Raw genomic sequence first — 15,936 nt, 5'->3', positions numbered from 1 at the left:
AAATGACAAAACGTAATGCAATTATTTTAGCTGCTGGTAAAGGTACACGGATGCGCTCAAAGCTATACAAGGTTTTACACCAAGTTTGTGGTAAGACAATGGTTGAGCATGTTTTAACCCAATTGGAAAAGGCCAAGATTGATAATATTATTACAATTGTTGGTTTTGGGGCGGAAACGGTTGAACAGCAATTGGGACATCGTACTAAGTATGCGCTTCAAGAACAACAGCTTGGAACCGGACATGCCGTAATGCAAACAAAAGACCTTCTTGCAAATGAAGATGGTGAAACTATTATTGTCAGTGGTGATACTCCTTTATTTACAGCTGAGACTTTTGAAAAGCTCTTTGAATATCATGAACAGCGGCATGCGGCAGCCACTATTTTGACTTCTATTGCTCCTGATCCAACTGGTTATGGCCGGATTGTGCGAAATGATGTTGGAATCGTTGAACGAATCGTGGAACAAAAAGATGCTACTGTTCAAGAACAGGCAATTAAGGAAATTAATACCGGGGTTTACTGTTTTGATAACAAGAAACTCTTTGCAGCCCTTAGCAAGATCACGAATGATAATGCTCAGGGTGAGTATTATTTAACTGATGTTATTGGCATTTTGAAGCAAGAAAATGAGATCGTAACAGCCTACAAGATGGATAACTTTGACGAATCGATGGGGGTAAATGACCGAGTTGCCCTTGCACGCGCAAACAAGGTAATGCGTAACCGGATTAATACTCATTGGATGCGTGAAGGGGTTTCAATGATTGATCCTGAAACAACTTATATTGATGCCGATGTTAAGATTGGTCGTGATACAGTTATTGAAGGTGGCGTTGTAATCAAAGGTCATACAGAAATTGGTAACGATTGTTATATCGGTGCTGGTTCACGGATCATTGATTCTAAGATTCACGATGGGGTTAAAATTATTTCGTCTACCCTCCAAGAAGCAGAAATGCACAATGGCAGTGATATTGGTCCTAATAGCCACCTGCGTCCAGAAGCAGAAATTGGCGAAAATGTTCATATTGGTAACTTCTGTGAGGTTAAGAAGGCTTATATCGGTGAAGGAACAAAGGTCGGTCACCTCACTTATATCGGTAACGCTACTTTAGGTAAAGATATTAATGTTGGCTGTGGAGTAGTCTTTGTTAACTACGATGGGACAAATAAGCACCATACCAATGTTGGGGACCATGCCTTTATCGGTAGTAACAGTAACCTAGTGGCTCCGGTTAATATTGCCAATGATTCATTTGTTGCTGCTGGTTCGACCATCACAGACAGTACGGAACAATATGATATGGCGATTGCGCGGGCACGGCAGGTTAATAAAGAAAATTATGCTAAGAAGCTACCATGGTAACTTGCTTTTTGCCTCACTAATTTATATTATGTAAGTGGTAGTAGTATAACTTTTATTAATCAGCGGAGGACCTAATGACACAGCAATATTTTGATCAAAATTTAAAAATCTTTGCGTTAAATTCAAACCGTCCCTTAGCAGAAAAGATTGCTAAGCATGTCGGTGTTGATTTAGGAAAATTATCTGTTAATCGTTTTAGTGATGGTGAGATCCAAATTAATATTGAGGAAAGTGTGCGGGGAGACAATGTTTATGTCATCCAGTCGACTTCTGCCCCAGTTAATGACAACTTAATGGAGTTATTAATTATGGTGGATGCGCTTCGCCGTGCTAGTGCCAAGACGATTAATGTGGTGATGCCATACTATGGTTATGCCCGTCAAGACCGGAAAGCACGGAGCCGTGAACCAATCACTGCTAAGCTAGTTGCTAATATGTTGCAAAATTCCGGTGTTGATCGGATTATTGCACTTGATCTTCATGCCGCACAAATTCAAGGGTTCTTTGACATCCCTGTCGATCATTTGATGGGTGCTCCTCTTTTAGCGGAGTATTTTATCAACCAGGGTGTTGCTGAAAATGCAGTTGTTATTTCTCCTGATCATGGTGGAGTAACACGGGCACGAGCACTTGCTGAGTTTTTAAAATCTCCAATTGCGATTATTGATAAGCGGCGTCCACGGGCGAACGTTGCTCAAATCATGAATATTATTGGGGACGTTAAGGGTAAGAAGTGTATTATGATTGATGACATGATTGACACTGCGGGAACTATTAGTTTAGGTTCGCAAGCACTGATAGATGCTGGCGCAGAAGAAGTCTACGCATCATGTACTCATGCGGTATTATCTGGCCCAGCAATTGAACGTTTACGGAATGCACCGCTTAAAGAAGTGGTTGTGACGGACTCGATTCAACTGCCACAGGAAAAACAAATCGATAAAATCAAGCAGGTATCGGTTGCGCCACTAATTGGGGATGCAATCAAACGGATTAACGAAAATCGTCCTGTTAGTCCACTCTTTAAGCAAGTCTTCCAAAGTGCACAGTTGGAAAAGAAGTAATGCTTAAGCAAAATTAATAAATAAAGTAGGTCGGAAGGAAAAATATTTTTAGTTTCTTTCGGCCTTTCTTATTTTCCGTTTCTGTTTTTAAAAGAAGATAAAGATTTAGGAAAGACAAACAGTCATTATCAATTCATGTTATAATACGATGTGAAATAAGGAGGAGAAAAATGACAACAATTAAGTTTTTCAAAAAAGCAATGGTTGGAACAGCTGCAGTCGCTACTATCTTTGCCCTCGCTGGTTGTGGTAAACAATCTGCGTCAAGTAGTGATACAAGTTCTTCCAGCACATCGTCTGTCCGTTCTTCCGAAAGTAAAGCTTCAAAGGCTTATCGTACAGCTAATAAGCTTATCCAAAATCATGACTATGAAGGAGCATATGAACAATTAAGCCAATTAAACGATCATAATGCTCAAACGGAAGCACTTGCTGATGATTTACAGAGCTATATGAATGCTCAAAAAGCATATGAAAATGGCGATTATGATGGTGCTAAGAACAATTTGAAATCACAAAAGTCGACTAGTACGGCAATGCGCAATGCATACGCTGACTTACAAAGCAAGGTAAGTTCTGCACAAGGTTCTACGAGTTCTCAAGCTTCATCATCTGCTAATAGCAAGCAAACAAATAAGCAATCCAGTTCTACAAGCTCAGCAACGCAACAATCATCCTCTGCTGCTAACCAAGCTGCATCTGATGCAACTAGTGATAATGTAGTCCAACAATTTGCTAACAAGATGGGCTTCAGTGGCTCCCAAGGTTACCAAATTATGCCAACAGGCAAGGATGGCAATGTTTACAAGTTTGAAGTTCGGCAAAACAATAGTGATAACACTGTTGCAAGCTTAATTGGTATTTACCAATATAACAGTCAAACTGGAGCGGTAACAAAGATCGCTTAATAATTTATTGATAATAACGATATTTGAGCAAGAGCCAGCGAATAAGTAGCTGGACTCCTGCTTTTTTTGTATGAGGAGGGGAAGCATGCATCAAGAATCATTATTCAACCAAAATAGCGAACAAAACACGCCACTAGCTAACCGTGTTCGTCCAACTAGTATTGATGAATTTGTTGGTCAGCAACACTTATTGGGAAAAGATAAGATCTTACGGGAAATTATCATGAATGATCAATTATCATCACTGATTTTTTGGGGACCGCCAGGGATTGGCAAAACCACATTAGCTGAAATTATTGCCAAGCAGACAAAATCCCACTTCATTACTTTTAGTGCAGTAACAAGCAGCATTCGTGACATCCGTAAAATCATGGAAGAGGCAGAACAAAACCGTGAATATGGTGAACGAACGGTTTGCTTTATTGATGAAATTCATCGTTTTAACAAGGCTCAGCAAGATGCATTCTTACCCTTTGTGGAACGGGGAAGTATTATTTTAATCGGTGCGACAACTGAAAATCCATCCTTTGAAATTAATGCTGCCTTGTTGAGTCGGTGTCGGGTATTTGTTCTTAACTCTCTTAGTGTTAGTGATATTGAAGAAGTGTTACAACACGCTTTAAAACATCCGCATGGTTTTCCGGGGATGATAATTAATTGTGAGGAGGGAGTTATTCCATTAATTGCTCAATTTGCGAACGGGGATGCCCGGATTGCGCTTAATACGTTAGAAATGGCGGTACTAAACAGCGAAAAGAATGAGCAAAAAGTTACGTTAACGATGGATACCTTGAAACAATTGATTAACACTAAATCATTAAGATACGACAAAAAAGGTGAAGAGCATTACAATATTATTTCTGCTCTTCACAAATCAATGCGTAATAGTGATGTAGATGCAGCCGTTTATTGGTGCTCGCGGATGATTGATGGTGGGGAAGATCCATTGTATATTGCGCGGCGATTAGTTCGCTTTGCTAGTGAAGACATTGGACTAGCAGATACTAATGCCCTACAGGTAGCAATTAATACTTTTAATGCTTGTCAGTTTTTGGGAATGCCTGAGTGTGATGTCCACTTAACGGAGTGTGTCATCTATCTCTCACTAGCTCCTAAGTCCAATGCGGCCTATACTGCTCGTCAGATAGCAAAACGCGTGATCAAAAAGACGGGGAATTTACCTGTTCCCTTAACGATCCGAAACGCGCCGACAAAGTTAATGAAAGAGTTGGATTACGGTAAAAATTACCAGTATGCGCATGATACTAAAGATAAATTAACCACGATGAAGACGATGCCGCCAGAACTGGATGGTCAAACTTTTTATCATCCTAGTACTCAGGGGCGGGAACCACGCTTTCAAGCACGGATGGATCAAATTAATGAATGGCATCGTAAAAATAATTAAAAACGGTAACTGTCCTAGCCCGTGAAAAGAGCTACAGTTACCGCTTTTTTTAGTTTAATACATATTCTTCAATCGCTTTTCCAACACCATCATGATTATTATCAGCGGTTGTTACGTCAGCGATCTTTAAGGTACCAGGAATTGAGTTTCCCATCGCTACCCCCAACCCCGCAAATTCGATCATTGAATCATCGTTTTGTGCGTTGCCAAGAGCCATTACTTCATCTTTTTTAATTCCGAGTTCTTCACTAAGTAATTGAAGAGCATTTCCTTTACTTGCTTGTTTATTCATGAATTCCAAATAAAAGTCCTCACTACGGACAATGGAAAAGCGATCACGCATTTCTGCCGGAAGTTCTGCCCATGCTTTGTCAATTTGTTCTTTAGTATCAACCATCATTGCCTTGGCGATTACGTATTGATCTTGCATTTTAGAAAGTTCTTCAAAGGTGCGGTAACGGATTGGCATACTTACAAGGTCTGACTCGTAGACTGTATAGGGACTTAAATCTCGGTTAATTGTGTAGATGTAATCCCGCGTTTCAATTTGGGACTTGACACCTTCTTTAATACAATAAGTTTGCCAGTCTGCATAGTCATTGAAAGACATAGTGTAGTTTACCAAGACGTTGCCACTAGTTGATTGGGCCAACGCACCGTTAAAGCTAATAACAAATTCATTATCTGAATCATTTAAGTCTAGTTGGTCAAGGTATGCCTTTACGCCTGTCATGGGACGTCCAGTGCATAAGACGATCTTTACTCCCTGCGCGCTGGCTTTTTTTATTGCGGCAACAGTTTGTGGTGTAATTTGGCGTTGGTCATTGATTAATGTTCCATCGATATCGATTGCGACTAATTTAATTGCCATTATTTTTGCTCCTTTGGGTTGATAATATGATTATTCTTGATATAGCTTTGAAATTCTTCATAGATTGGTTCGAAAATTTCAATATTGTTTCGCGTTTCAAGCATCTCTTTTGGGAAAAAGAACCGTTGATCCCCGGCTTCTCGTCCCGACACGCTGGCGACCAAGGTACTAACTTGAGATAACTCAATGAAATCGCCATTAGGTTGGAGAAGCTCGATCTGCGTTTGGGTATTAGAATCTTGTGGATGATAAGTATCATACGGAAGTTTAAAGCTATCGTTAACTGCGGTGTAGTACTGGCTATTAAATCCAGCAGTCTGAATTAGCTTTCGTAAAGTTGGCAAAAGCTTTTGTGTATTTTGATCATAAATGACTGATTTAAATGGTCGGCGGTTAAGAAAACGACTAGCAAGATCGCTTAAAATATCATCACGAGAATGGGTCCAATGAATAAAATAAGTGGTTAAGACACCATCGTCAAGCGCCAAATAGTCATCCAGGTTGAACTTACCATTAAAAAATGGCATCAGCATATGAGGGGTGAAGTCGGGTTCAAAGTCATTTGGGTGCTGGTAAATATATTTTGCCCGCATTAAGAGGTGGTCCAAGATAACTTCCATTGAACGGGAAACAGGATGAAAGTAGACTTGCAGGTACATCTGGAGCCGGCTGATAATGTAATCTTCTACCGCATGCATCCCCGAAATTTCAAAGGCAATCCCCCTCTTAACCGGTCGCATAACATGAAGAACACGATCAAGATCAAACTTTCCGTAGTTTGTTCCTGTGTAATACGCGTCTCGTTGCAAGTAGTCCATCCGGTCCGCGTCAACCTGACTTGAAATCATTTGAACTACTTGTGGATTCTCATAAGTATGGTCGATCACGCTAGCAACTTGATGGGGGAAGTCAGGTGAAACCCGTTGTAATATCTTATTAATGTTAGTGCTGCTATCGGTGATCAACTGGCGGGTAATTTGCTCATGGTTTGTATGGAAAATATGTTCAAATGTGTGGGAATAAGGACCGTGACCTATATCATGGAGAAGGGCTGCGCATAAAGCAACCGGTCGTTCGTGATCATCCCATAGGCCGTCGCCAGGATGCTGACTAGGATAGTTTCGTTGAAAATAGTTGCACATTTGGCGGGTAATTTCATAGACGCCTAGGCAATGGCCAAAGCGGGAATGCTCGGCGCCATGAAAGGTAAATGATGAAGTTCCTAGCTGCTTGATTCGTCGTAATCGTTGGAATTCAGGCGTATTAATTAAGTCCATAATAATTTGATTATCGACAATAATTTGTCCGTGAATTGGATCGCGAAAAACCTTTTCACGGCGAAGTTTTTCGTCATAAAAGTGATTCATATTAATCTTCTTTCTCTAAACGTTCTTGTAAACGTTCCATGCTGATTAGTTCTTTACTGAGAGTTGATATAAAATTAGGCGACCACATTAAGTTATTAAGGCTGTCGGGAGCAATGATTTGAACGACTGATTGGATTTGCTGGATCGCATCCTGAACGCTTAATTGCGTGTTGAGGGCTTTAGAGAGAGTTGTCATCGCTCCCGGCCAAACATCTGGAAAATGCCACTTGTTTTGATCTTGTTGCAGACCTGAATCATAGAAGTCACGAATTAGCTTACCTCGATCCTGCTGATTACCACAGACGCTTAAGTAAAGCATTACTGTAACTCCCACTTTGTTCCGTCGTTGAGAAATTCCACCAATCTTTTGGCCGTTAACGCTAATATCGAAGCTTCCTGGACAGTACGAATGCGTGATTTCACCAGTGGCAATTTCTAGGCTAGGGAAAGCTGCCTGAATTAGGTCGACCATTCGCTGGTATGCTTCATCAATAGTTAATTCATGATCTTCGAGGTGCCATGGATAGAAAATTGATAGGTTTAAAATACCGTCGTCACTCACAACTGCTAATCCCCCTGAATTACGCATGAAATAGTGGAAACCGCGGTGCGTAAGTGAAGCAAGGGCAGTTGATAAATGCGGTAATCGTTGATCTTTTAATCCTAAAATAACCGTATCCTCTAATGTCCAAAAATGAAGGAGGGGAAATTTGAGTTCGCTAGCTGAACGTAACAAAGCGTTGGTATAGATGAAAGACGAAAGATTATCCGCTGGAGTTAAAGGTTGAATAAACTGTTGAAAACACTGATTCTTAAAATTAGGCATCGTACTTCTTCTTTTCTGTGAAATAATATATCTATATTATACAAGAACTCATGAGAACATGGACGTTTCACGGGGTATTTATTAGTAAAAAGAGTATAATAATGACGATAAGCAAAGTGAAAGGAGGAGTTTATTATCAAGAGCGTAATTCCTGTTCATGTGAATCTCTCAACGATCATTGATCAAAATGGACAGCAAGAAAAATTTACCTTTACTGAAGAAGGTACTTTTGTTGAAATGAATGGTAAGTATTATTTACGGTACATTGAACACCAAGACGGGCAAGAAACGCCGGTCCAAATTAAATTTGAGGATGAGCTGATCCGCTTAAGAAGGCGTGGAAATGTCGAAACAAACCTATTTTTGGACCCGACACAAGAAACTATCATGCGGTACCAAACAGAATACGGCATGATTAAAATTGATGTGTTGACAGAAAGCTTGGAAAAAGACGTTGATGTAAAGGCCCCGGCTGGTCACCTTTCTGTCAAGTACCAACTAAAACAAGCGGGACAATTAATAGGGAGTTACCAACTAGAATTGCAATTTGCGGCCTAATATTGTATGATGTAGTTTAGACTTTTTGAAGGGATGTGCACCAATTTGGATTTAAAGGTTTTTGACGGTCAGGACAAATCAGAACTTTCAATGATTGAAGTCGCACACGCTATTTTAGCTCACCATGGAGAAGCGATGGCGTTTGTTGATTTGACCAACGAGGTTCAGCAATATCTGGGTAAGAGCGATGAGGAAATTCGTGAACGTCTTGCACAGTTCTATACTGACTTAAATGTTGATGGCAGTTTTATTTCCCTTGGTGACAACACCTGGGGTCTGCGTGCTTGGTACCCATTCGAATCTATCGATGAAGCCACTGTTGGTGAAAACGAAGAAGATGAAGAGGATGATCGTCCAAAGAAGAAGCGGCGTAAAGTCAATGCCTTCCTCGCAGACACCGATGACGATGACGATGTAATTGACTATGACAATGATGATCCCGAAGATGAGGATCTTGATACTGACGATGACACCGATTCTGAAGATGATTATGATGACGACACTGATGACTTCAGTGACGACGATGATGATCTTGATGATGGTATTGAAGGTCAGCTATCAGAATTACATGATGAAGAAGATGAAGACGAGGATGACGAATAATTTTCAACTTTGTGCTTGACTATTATTTATTGACCCTGTATTATCTTTCTTGGGCGCCTGTAAAGACAGGCCAATAAGTTCGTAGATAAATAAGCTCCCTGTTTCAGTGTTTTATTTGAAATAGGGAGTTTTTTCTATTATCACACCCGCAAATATAAAAAAGGAGTAGACGACAATGACGAAATACATTTTTGTAACCGGTGGAGTTGTATCATCATTAGGAAAGGGAATCGTTGCTGCCTCTTTAGGACGATTATTAAAAAATCGGGGCCTAAAGATTGCAATTCAAAAGTTTGATCCCTACATCAATGTTGACCCCGGTACGATGAGTCCATACCAACACGGTGAAGTTTTTGTGACTGATGACGGAACGGAAACTGATTTGGACCTTGGTCACTATGAACGTTTTATCGATAATGATCTCAATAAATATTCAAATGTTACAACGGGTAAAATCTACTCTGAAGTTCTTCGTAAGGAACGCCGTGGGGATTACCTTGGTGGAACAGTACAAGTTATTCCGCACATCACTAATGCCATTAAGGACAAGATTAAGCGTGCTGGTGAAAGTACCGATGCTGAAGTTGTAATTACCGAAATTGGTGGTACAGTTGGGGATATTGAATCACAACCATTCATGGAAGCTATTCGCCAAATGAAAGAAGAAGTGGGCAGTGACAATGTATTGTACATCCACACTACCTTAGTACCATATCTTCGCGCTGCTGGTGAAATGAAGACTAAGCCAACTCAACACAGTGTTCGCGAATTACGTGGTTTAGGAATCCAACCTAACATTTTGGTAGTTCGGACAGAGCAACCAATTACTGATGATATGCGGAAGAAGATCGCCTTATTCTGTGATGTTGATCCTAAAGCCGTTGTTGAATCAATGGATGTTCATACTCTTTATGAAATTCCGTTAAACTTACAAAAGCAAGGCATGGATCAATTGGTTGTCGACCACTTTGGTTTAGATGTACCAGAAGCTGACATGACAGAATGGACAGAAATGGTAAATCATATCGAACACGACTTAACTAAGACCGTTAAGATTGCGATGGTTGGTAAGTATACTGACTTACAGGATGCTTATATTTCAGTTAATGAATCATTACGTCATGCTGGTTATCCTGTAAATGCTAAGGTAAAGATTGACCACTTTAATGCTGAAAACATTACCCCAGAAAATGTTGAAGAGACATTGAAAGACTACGATGGGATTCTTGTTCCTGGTGGTTTTGGAAATCGGGGAGTAGAAGGAATGATCACTGCAATTAAGTATGCTCGGGAAAATGATGTTCCTTACCTCGGTATTTGCTTAGGGATGCAAACAGCATGTATTGAATTTGCACGCGATGTATTGGGCTACACTGATGCAAACTCAACTGAATTTGATACAAACACTAAACACAATATTATTGACTTGATGGCAGATCAAGCGGACATTGAAGATATGGGAGGAACACAACGGCTTGGTGCATATCCATGTAAGCTTAAGCCAGGAACGGTTGCTGCAGCGGCTTATGGTAACCAATCAATGATCAGTGAACGGCACCGTCACCGTTATGAATTTAATAACGACTACCGTCAAGAAATGGAAAATCATGGCTTGGTTATTTCTGGAGTGAACCCCGATCGGAATTTAGTTGAAGTAGTCGAAATTCCTGATAAGAAATTCTTTGTGGCTGCTCAATACCACCCAGAATTTAAGTCACGTCCTAACCACCCAGAAGGATTATTTGCTGCATTTGTGAAAGCAGCTGCTGAGGACAAATAAAAATTTAAAGTGTATAATATATTTAATGCAAGAGATGGGGGCAAGAATGTCACTTCTCTTGTTTTTTGTTTAATAGAATTGTTAAATTTTAAGTTAAATATGCTAATTTTTGGCCTGACCTTACGATTTTTTTTAAGATTGTTTATAAAAGGTTGTAATTCTCTTGATATTTCATTATCATTACAGTTGACTGTTTTGTAACTGAAATAATCATTAACTTAGCTTAAATGAAAAACAGACTAAAATTTTTAAGTGAGGAAACGCAGAAATGAAGAAAATGATCATTCAAGGAGGAAACCGTCTTTCTGGCGAAGTCACGATCGGTGGTGCCAAAAATAGTACAGTGGCATTAATCCCAGCTGCTATTCTTGCGGATACCCCTGTAGAGTTTGACACGGTTCCAGATATCTTGGATGTTCACAATCTGATGATTATTTTGGAGTCAATGAATGTAAAGTCCGAGTTTAGTCACGGAGTTTTAGATATTGATCCAACACAAATCGTAGAAGCTGAACTTCCAAGCAAGGCAATTAAAAGTCTTCGGGCTTCCTATTACTTTATGGGTGCATTATTAGGTCGTTTCCATCGCGCGACATTAACATTTCCGGGAGGCGATAATATCGGCCCCCGCCCAATTGACCAACACTTAAAAGCATTTAAAGCACTTGGAGCAACCGTTAGCGAAGAAAAAGGTACTGTTCATTTAGATGCGCCGAATGGCTTACACGGGTCTCGGATCTTTTTAGATATGGTATCAGTTGGTGCAACGATTAATGCTATCTTAGCAGCTGTTCGCGCTGAAGGAACAACGATTATTGAAAATGCAGCTCGTGAGCCAGAAATTATCGACTTGGCAACATTTTTAAATAATATGGGCGCCAAAATTCGTGGAACTGGAACCGATACGATCCGTATCACTGGAGTAAAGACCCTTCAGTCAATGAATACTCATACAATTATTGCTGATCGGATTGAAGCAGGAACATATCTATCATTGGCCGCAGCGCTTGGTGATGGCGTTATGATCCATAATGTTATTCCTGAACACTTAGAATCATTTACAAGTAAAATGATTGAAATGGGTGTTGACCTACAAATTGATAGCGATAAGATTTATGTGCCAAAATCCAGCAATTTACATCCAGTTACGGTTAAGACGATGCCATTCCCTGGCTTTGCTACCGACTTACAACAACCGCTTACTCCGTTGATGTCGCTTGCTGATGGTGATAGTACGATTGTTGATACTATTTATCCAAAGCGTGTAAAACACATTTCCCAATTACAAAAAATGGGGATGAAGATTGAAGCGCATGATGGGATGATCGTCGTTAAACATACAGAAGAGCTTCATGGCGCAGAGGTCTCGGCAGGTGAGATTCGTGCCGGAGCAGCTTTAACAATTGCTGGTTTAATGGCAGATGGACAGACTGTAATTAATAATGCCGGAAATATTTTACGGGGTTACGATCGGATTGTCTGGAAGCTTAATCGCCTTCACGCCAACGTTTCTATTGAGGACGATTCTTCAGTAAAAATCGGTTAGAAGTTGCGTACTTCTTTAAATCGTGGTATCCTGTTAAAGTTGATTATCTATGTTTCAGGCAATGATTCATGGCAAAAGGAGCGTAATAAATTATGAAACAAGGAATTCATCCAGATTATCATCCAGTAGTTTTTGAAGATTCATCTACTGGTTACAAGTTTCTCTCTGGCTCAACAGCCACTTCAAGTGAAACTGTTAAGTGGGAAGACGGTAACGAATACCCATTAATTCGGGTTGAAGTTACTTCAGATTCACACCCATTCTACACTGGTAAGCAAAAGTTTACTCAAGCCGACGGTGCTGTCGACAAGTTCAACAAGAAGTACGGTCTCAAGTAATCGAACTTCTTATTATTCAAAAAAGCCGGGAAAAGCGAAAGTTTTTCCCGGCTTTTTTTGAATTAAGGCCAATAAATCATTATTTTGCGTCTTTAAGTATTGATCTTTCTCTGCGTATAATATTGATAATTGAGAAAGTGGGGGCTACCTATGCATGAAAAAATTATTAATCGAATAATTGCCCTGCATCGTTATTCTTTTGTTAGGATAACCCGGCAGACATTAATTATGATTTTTCCCATTGTTTTTATTGGAACGATGGCAAAGATGATTTTGAAAACTGTTTTTAAACCAGATGGATTTATTTATAATATTGCTTTTCTTGATGTAATACCACAGAACGTGTTGCGGATTATTCAATTTATGTTAACTAGCATTAGTCAATTAACCTTAGGGATTCTAGGAATTTATACTGTTTATATGGCAGCAAAATTTACGGCGAAAAGGTATCGGCGAGACGGTAAATTTGCCGGAATAACCGCTATTTTGACCCTTTTACTAATGTCTTATCGTTATGGCAAGTCATCCCCGCAATTTTCCCTTAGCTTTTATCAACGGCTCCTCAGTGGCAATAGTTTGTTAATCGTTTTAATTCTTGGTTACGGAATCGGCCAGCTTTACCGGTGGTTAACCCCGCCCAAAGATGGTGATAATACCAATGCGTTGCCGTTATTACAGGAACGATCATTTAGTTCAATGCTGCCAATGACAATTAGTCTGATTTTTGGAGTGACGGTTGCTCTTTTCTTAAATTCCAACACAATCTATCATGCTTGGTCAACAAGTTACTCCACGTTAGTTACGACTGCCCAAGAACATCGGCAATTATGGCTGACGTTATTAGCTACAATGGGGCTAACAATATTTGATTGGTTAGGATTAGGTGTTCCATACACTTCGATGGCGTTAACCTCTGGAGATTCATTTACTGCTAACTTGAACTATGCGCTTGCTCATGGGACTCCATGGAATGTGCCGTATGAGTTTTTAGGCAGTTCTCTTTATAATTCATTTGCTAACTTTGGGGGCGATGGATTGATCCTTGCCTTGATAGTTGCCATTCTGTTAACTTCTAATGGCTCCTATATGCATCGTGTTGCACGGTGGACGGCCTTGCCAACATTATTTAATTTTAATTATGCGACAATGATTGGCTTACCGGTTGTATTTAATCCGTTATTTCTGATCCCATTTGTCTTCTTACCGATTGTAAACATTCTCCTTGCCAGTTTAGCGATTACGATTCACTTAATACCTTCAACGCCTTACCCGGTTTTGCAGGGTACACCAGGACCGCTTATTAGTTTTTTGGGAACAAATGGTAATTGGGGAATTTTGATTTTTACTTTGGTATTGCTTTTAATCGATATCGCTGCTTATATCCCCTTTGTAAAAATGGCTTTAGTTGTTGAAAATCGCTTAACATTAGCAGAACAGGACGTGATCAGTCATGAAAAAAATGACTAAATCAATTCTCCACACTCGTTTAGTATTGATTGGCCTAATATTGATCTTAGTCCTAATGGCAATCCCAGCATATTTTTGGATGAAAGATACAAATAAATATTTAGCTGCCCAACATAATTCTAGAATGTCGCCGATAATTATGGTTCCAGGAAGCTCAGCAACACAAAACCGCTTTAATCCGCTTATTCGTAAACTTAACGAAGATAGCCCTAAAAAACATAGTGTGTTGCGATTAGAAGTGATGAACAGCGGTAAAATCGTTTCGCAAGGATGGATAAATCGTGGCGATAACGAGCCGATTATCGTGATTGGCTTTGAGAATAATCATGATGGTTATCAAAATATAAAGAAACAAGCACAAATGGTTAATCAGGCTTTTGAACGATTGACGGAAGAGTATAACTTTAATAACTTTAAGGCGTTTGGCCATTCCAATGGGGGTCTGGTATGGACTTATTGGTTGGAACACTACTACTCTGAATATAAAGATGCGATTACAATTAAAAGGCTAATGACATTGGGAACGCCATACAACTTTGCGGAATCTTCTGTTAGCCATCCGACACAAATGTTTTCTGATTTTGTAAAGTATCGGAGTCGGATTCCTAAAAACCTATTAGTTTATTCGGTCGCGGGGACAGAAACTTATACATCGGATGGCCTCGTCCCAGAAGGAAGCGTCGATGCTGGTAAGTATATTTACCAAAAACAAGTTGCCCATTATACGAGTATGACGGTCACGGGAAAAGATGCTCAGCACTCTAGCTTGCCGCAAAATAAGCAGATTGTACGGTTAATTGAAGAGTATTTGCTTGATCCAAATGACAACGGTAATCCTAATTCGCAAAATAAGCAGGGGGCTACTCAAAATTAATTAAGCAGGTTATACTAAGTTCATAATAAAAAGTAAGGAGTTCAATATCGTGAAAAAAGATAAAAAGCGATCATTTGAATGGTTACGGTGGACAGCGGTTGTTGTACTGTTATTGATTTCAGTTGTCTTAATTTTTAACCAACAGATTAAGTCTTACTTAGTAGGGAGTTATAAACCTGAGATTACCCGTCAGACAGTACAAAGCAACCAAAAGAAAAAAGCGACCTATGATTTTCAAAGTGTCAAAGATCTTAACTTGCAAACGGCTGCCAAGGCTCGTGCAAATAAGCAATCGATTAATACCATTGGAGCAATTACGGTTCCCGCTATTAATATGACGATTCCAATTGCTAATGGGGTTGATAATACAACCCTTGCGTTAGCAGCAGGAACCCTTCGTCCGGACATGAAGATGGGGGAAGGTAACTATGCGTTAGCTGGTCATAATATGGCCCATGGGAGTAAAATTCTCTTTTCCCCATTGTACTATCATGCTAAGGTGGGTCAGATGATCTATATTACCAATATGGATCGCGTTTATGAATATAAGATTTATCAACGTGAATTTATTGCGGCGACCCGGGTTGATGTGGTAGACAATACGCCGGAAAAGATTATTACTTTGATCACCTGTGATGCTACCGGGGCCAATCGGTTGATGATTCGCGGTAAATTTGTTAAATCAGAACCATTTACGAAAGCACCACAAAATGTGCAAAAGAATTTTAGCGAAAAATATACGACAGGTCGTTAAAGGGAAGTGGGAAATAATCTCCTCGACAAGGCGGTGGGCTAAGCTAAAGCGGTGATTAGCACGGCACGAGCTAATTATCGTTCGTACTTAGCCTCAAGCCTTGTGACGACGCGAAGCTAGTTCCACGTTATCTTACTATTGTTCGTGAAAACCATTGAGGCTGAGAGAAAAAATTTTTCTTCCAGTCTCTTTTTTTATTTTG

General features: G+C 39.9%; 15 protein-coding genes. 12 read left to right on the top strand and 3 right to left on the bottom strand.

Annotated features, from left to right (window positions below; translation table 11 throughout):
- Positions 1 to 2 precede the first annotated feature (2 nt).
- The 4 genes from glmU to LMB56_RS01005 all read left to right on the top strand — a co-directional run bounded on the left by glmU (position 3) and on the right by LMB56_RS01005 (position 4,750).
- Positions 3 to 1,370, top strand: coding sequence for a bifunctional UDP-N-acetylglucosamine diphosphorylase/glucosamine-1-phosphate N-acetyltransferase GlmU (gene glmU, locus LMB56_RS01020; RefSeq protein ID WP_229283359.1), 1,368 nt, complete (start codon positions 3 to 5; stop codon positions 1,368 to 1,370).
- A gap of 74 nt (positions 1,371 to 1,444) precedes the next feature.
- The gene (locus LMB56_RS01015; RefSeq protein WP_229283360.1) at positions 1,445 to 2,434 is read left to right on the top strand and encodes a ribose-phosphate diphosphokinase; all 990 of its coding nucleotides are present in this window, start codon (positions 1,445 to 1,447) and stop codon (positions 2,432 to 2,434) included.
- 170 nt (positions 2,435 to 2,604) lie between these two features.
- Positions 2,605 to 3,342, top strand: a complete 738-nt coding sequence (locus LMB56_RS01010) for a hypothetical protein (protein WP_229273237.1) — start codon at positions 2,605 to 2,607, stop codon at positions 3,340 to 3,342.
- Positions 3,343 to 3,427: 85 nt separating this feature from the next.
- Positions 3,428 to 4,750 carry a replication-associated recombination protein A gene (locus LMB56_RS01005; RefSeq protein ID WP_229283361.1) on the top strand — a complete coding sequence of 441 codons (1,323 nt, stop codon included), beginning with the start codon at positions 3,428 to 3,430 and terminating at the stop codon, positions 4,748 to 4,750.
- A gap of 49 nt (positions 4,751 to 4,799) precedes the next feature.
- On the opposite strand, the gene yidA is transcribed toward LMB56_RS01005, so the two are convergent.
- The 3 genes from yidA to LMB56_RS00990 are packed head-to-tail and all read right to left on the bottom strand — an operon-like array spanning position 4,800 to position 7,814.
- Positions 4,800 to 5,621 carry a sugar-phosphatase gene (gene yidA, locus LMB56_RS01000; RefSeq protein ID WP_229270911.1) on the bottom strand — a complete coding sequence of 274 codons (822 nt, stop codon included), beginning with the start codon at positions 5,619 to 5,621 and terminating at the stop codon, positions 4,800 to 4,802.
- Positions 5,621 to 6,988 carry an HD domain-containing protein gene (locus LMB56_RS00995; protein WP_229283362.1) on the bottom strand — a complete coding sequence of 456 codons (1,368 nt, stop codon included), beginning with the start codon at positions 6,986 to 6,988 and terminating at the stop codon, positions 5,621 to 5,623. Before LMB56_RS00995 ends, yidA begins: the two co-directional genes overlap by 1 nt.
- Before the next feature lies 1 nt (position 6,989).
- Complete coding sequence (locus LMB56_RS00990; protein WP_229283363.1) at positions 6,990 to 7,814, bottom strand: lipoate--protein ligase family protein; 825 nt, start codon at positions 7,812 to 7,814, stop codon at positions 6,990 to 6,992.
- 159 nt (positions 7,815 to 7,973) lie between these two features.
- Between LMB56_RS00990 and LMB56_RS00985 the strand changes: the two genes are divergently transcribed.
- From LMB56_RS00985 to LMB56_RS00950, 8 genes are all read left to right on the top strand, one after another.
- Entirely contained in the window at positions 7,974 to 8,372 is a 399-nt protein-coding gene (locus LMB56_RS00985) for a YwiB family protein (protein ID WP_003665595.1), read from the top strand.
- Between the two features lie 45 nt (positions 8,373 to 8,417).
- Positions 8,418 to 8,975 carry a DNA-directed RNA polymerase subunit delta gene (rpoE, locus tag LMB56_RS00980; RefSeq protein ID WP_172401344.1) on the top strand — a complete coding sequence of 186 codons (558 nt, stop codon included), beginning with the start codon at positions 8,418 to 8,420 and terminating at the stop codon, positions 8,973 to 8,975.
- Between the two features lie 175 nt (positions 8,976 to 9,150).
- Positions 9,151 to 10,755: a CTP synthase gene (locus LMB56_RS00975; RefSeq protein ID WP_113896832.1), complete on the top strand. Its 1,605-nt coding sequence runs from the start codon at positions 9,151 to 9,153 to the stop codon at positions 10,753 to 10,755.
- A gap of 268 nt (positions 10,756 to 11,023) precedes the next feature.
- Entirely contained in the window at positions 11,024 to 12,301 is a 1,278-nt protein-coding gene (locus LMB56_RS00970) for a UDP-N-acetylglucosamine 1-carboxyvinyltransferase (protein WP_229283364.1), read from the top strand.
- 92 nt (positions 12,302 to 12,393) lie between these two features.
- A complete protein-coding gene (locus tag LMB56_RS00965) occupies positions 12,394 to 12,639 on the top strand; it encodes a type B 50S ribosomal protein L31 (RefSeq protein ID WP_003665599.1) in 246 nt (81 codons plus the stop codon).
- Between the two features lie 150 nt (positions 12,640 to 12,789).
- On the top strand, positions 12,790 to 14,106 hold the full coding sequence (locus LMB56_RS00960) for a PTS transporter subunit EIIC (protein WP_229283365.1): 1,317 nt from the start codon (positions 12,790 to 12,792) through the stop codon (positions 14,104 to 14,106).
- Complete coding sequence (locus LMB56_RS00955) at positions 14,090 to 14,980, top strand: alpha/beta hydrolase (protein WP_094504714.1); 891 nt, start codon at positions 14,090 to 14,092, stop codon at positions 14,978 to 14,980. Before LMB56_RS00960 ends, LMB56_RS00955 begins: the two co-directional genes overlap by 17 nt.
- A gap of 49 nt (positions 14,981 to 15,029) precedes the next feature.
- Positions 15,030 to 15,734: a class A sortase gene (locus LMB56_RS00950; protein WP_229283366.1), complete on the top strand. Its 705-nt coding sequence runs from the start codon at positions 15,030 to 15,032 to the stop codon at positions 15,732 to 15,734.
- Positions 15,735 to 15,936 lie beyond the last annotated feature (202 nt).

Origin of the sequence: Limosilactobacillus reuteri, from assembly GCF_020785355.1 — a bacterium.
Classification (GTDB): domain Bacteria; phylum Bacillota; class Bacilli; order Lactobacillales; family Lactobacillaceae; genus Limosilactobacillus; species Limosilactobacillus reuteri_I.
Note: the sequence above shows the minus strand (reverse complement) of the source record. Positions and strands in the feature narration are given on the sequence as shown.

Bases quoted from the DNA above. Each gene is read 5' to 3' on its own strand.
- glmU (WP_229283359.1), top strand. From the start codon at position 3: ATGACAAAACGTAATGCAATTATTTTAGCTGCTGGTAAAGGTACACGG.
- LMB56_RS01015 (WP_229283360.1), top strand. From the start codon at position 1,445: ATGACACAGCAATATTTTGATCAAAATTTAAAAATCTTTGCGTTAAAT.
- LMB56_RS01010 (WP_229273237.1), top strand. From the start codon at position 2,605: ATGACAACAATTAAGTTTTTCAAAAAAGCAATGGTTGGAACAGCTGCA.
- LMB56_RS01005 (WP_229283361.1), top strand. From the start codon at position 3,428: ATGCATCAAGAATCATTATTCAACCAAAATAGCGAACAAAACACGCCA.
- yidA (WP_229270911.1), bottom strand. From the start codon at position 5,621: ATGGCAATTAAATTAGTCGCAATCGATATCGATGGAACATTAATCAAT.
- LMB56_RS00995 (WP_229283362.1), bottom strand. From the start codon at position 6,988: ATGAATCACTTTTATGACGAAAAACTTCGCCGTGAAAAGGTTTTTCGC.
- LMB56_RS00990 (WP_229283363.1), bottom strand. From the start codon at position 7,814: ATGCCTAATTTTAAGAATCAGTGTTTTCAACAGTTTATTCAACCTTTA.
- LMB56_RS00975 (WP_113896832.1), top strand. From the start codon at position 9,151: ATGACGAAATACATTTTTGTAACCGGTGGAGTTGTATCATCATTAGGA.
- LMB56_RS00970 (WP_229283364.1), top strand. From the start codon at position 11,024: ATGAAGAAAATGATCATTCAAGGAGGAAACCGTCTTTCTGGCGAAGTC.
- LMB56_RS00965 (WP_003665599.1), top strand. From the start codon at position 12,394: ATGAAACAAGGAATTCATCCAGATTATCATCCAGTAGTTTTTGAAGAT.
- LMB56_RS00960 (WP_229283365.1), top strand. From the start codon at position 12,790: ATGCATGAAAAAATTATTAATCGAATAATTGCCCTGCATCGTTATTCT.
- LMB56_RS00955 (WP_094504714.1), top strand. From the start codon at position 14,090: ATGAAAAAAATGACTAAATCAATTCTCCACACTCGTTTAGTATTGATT.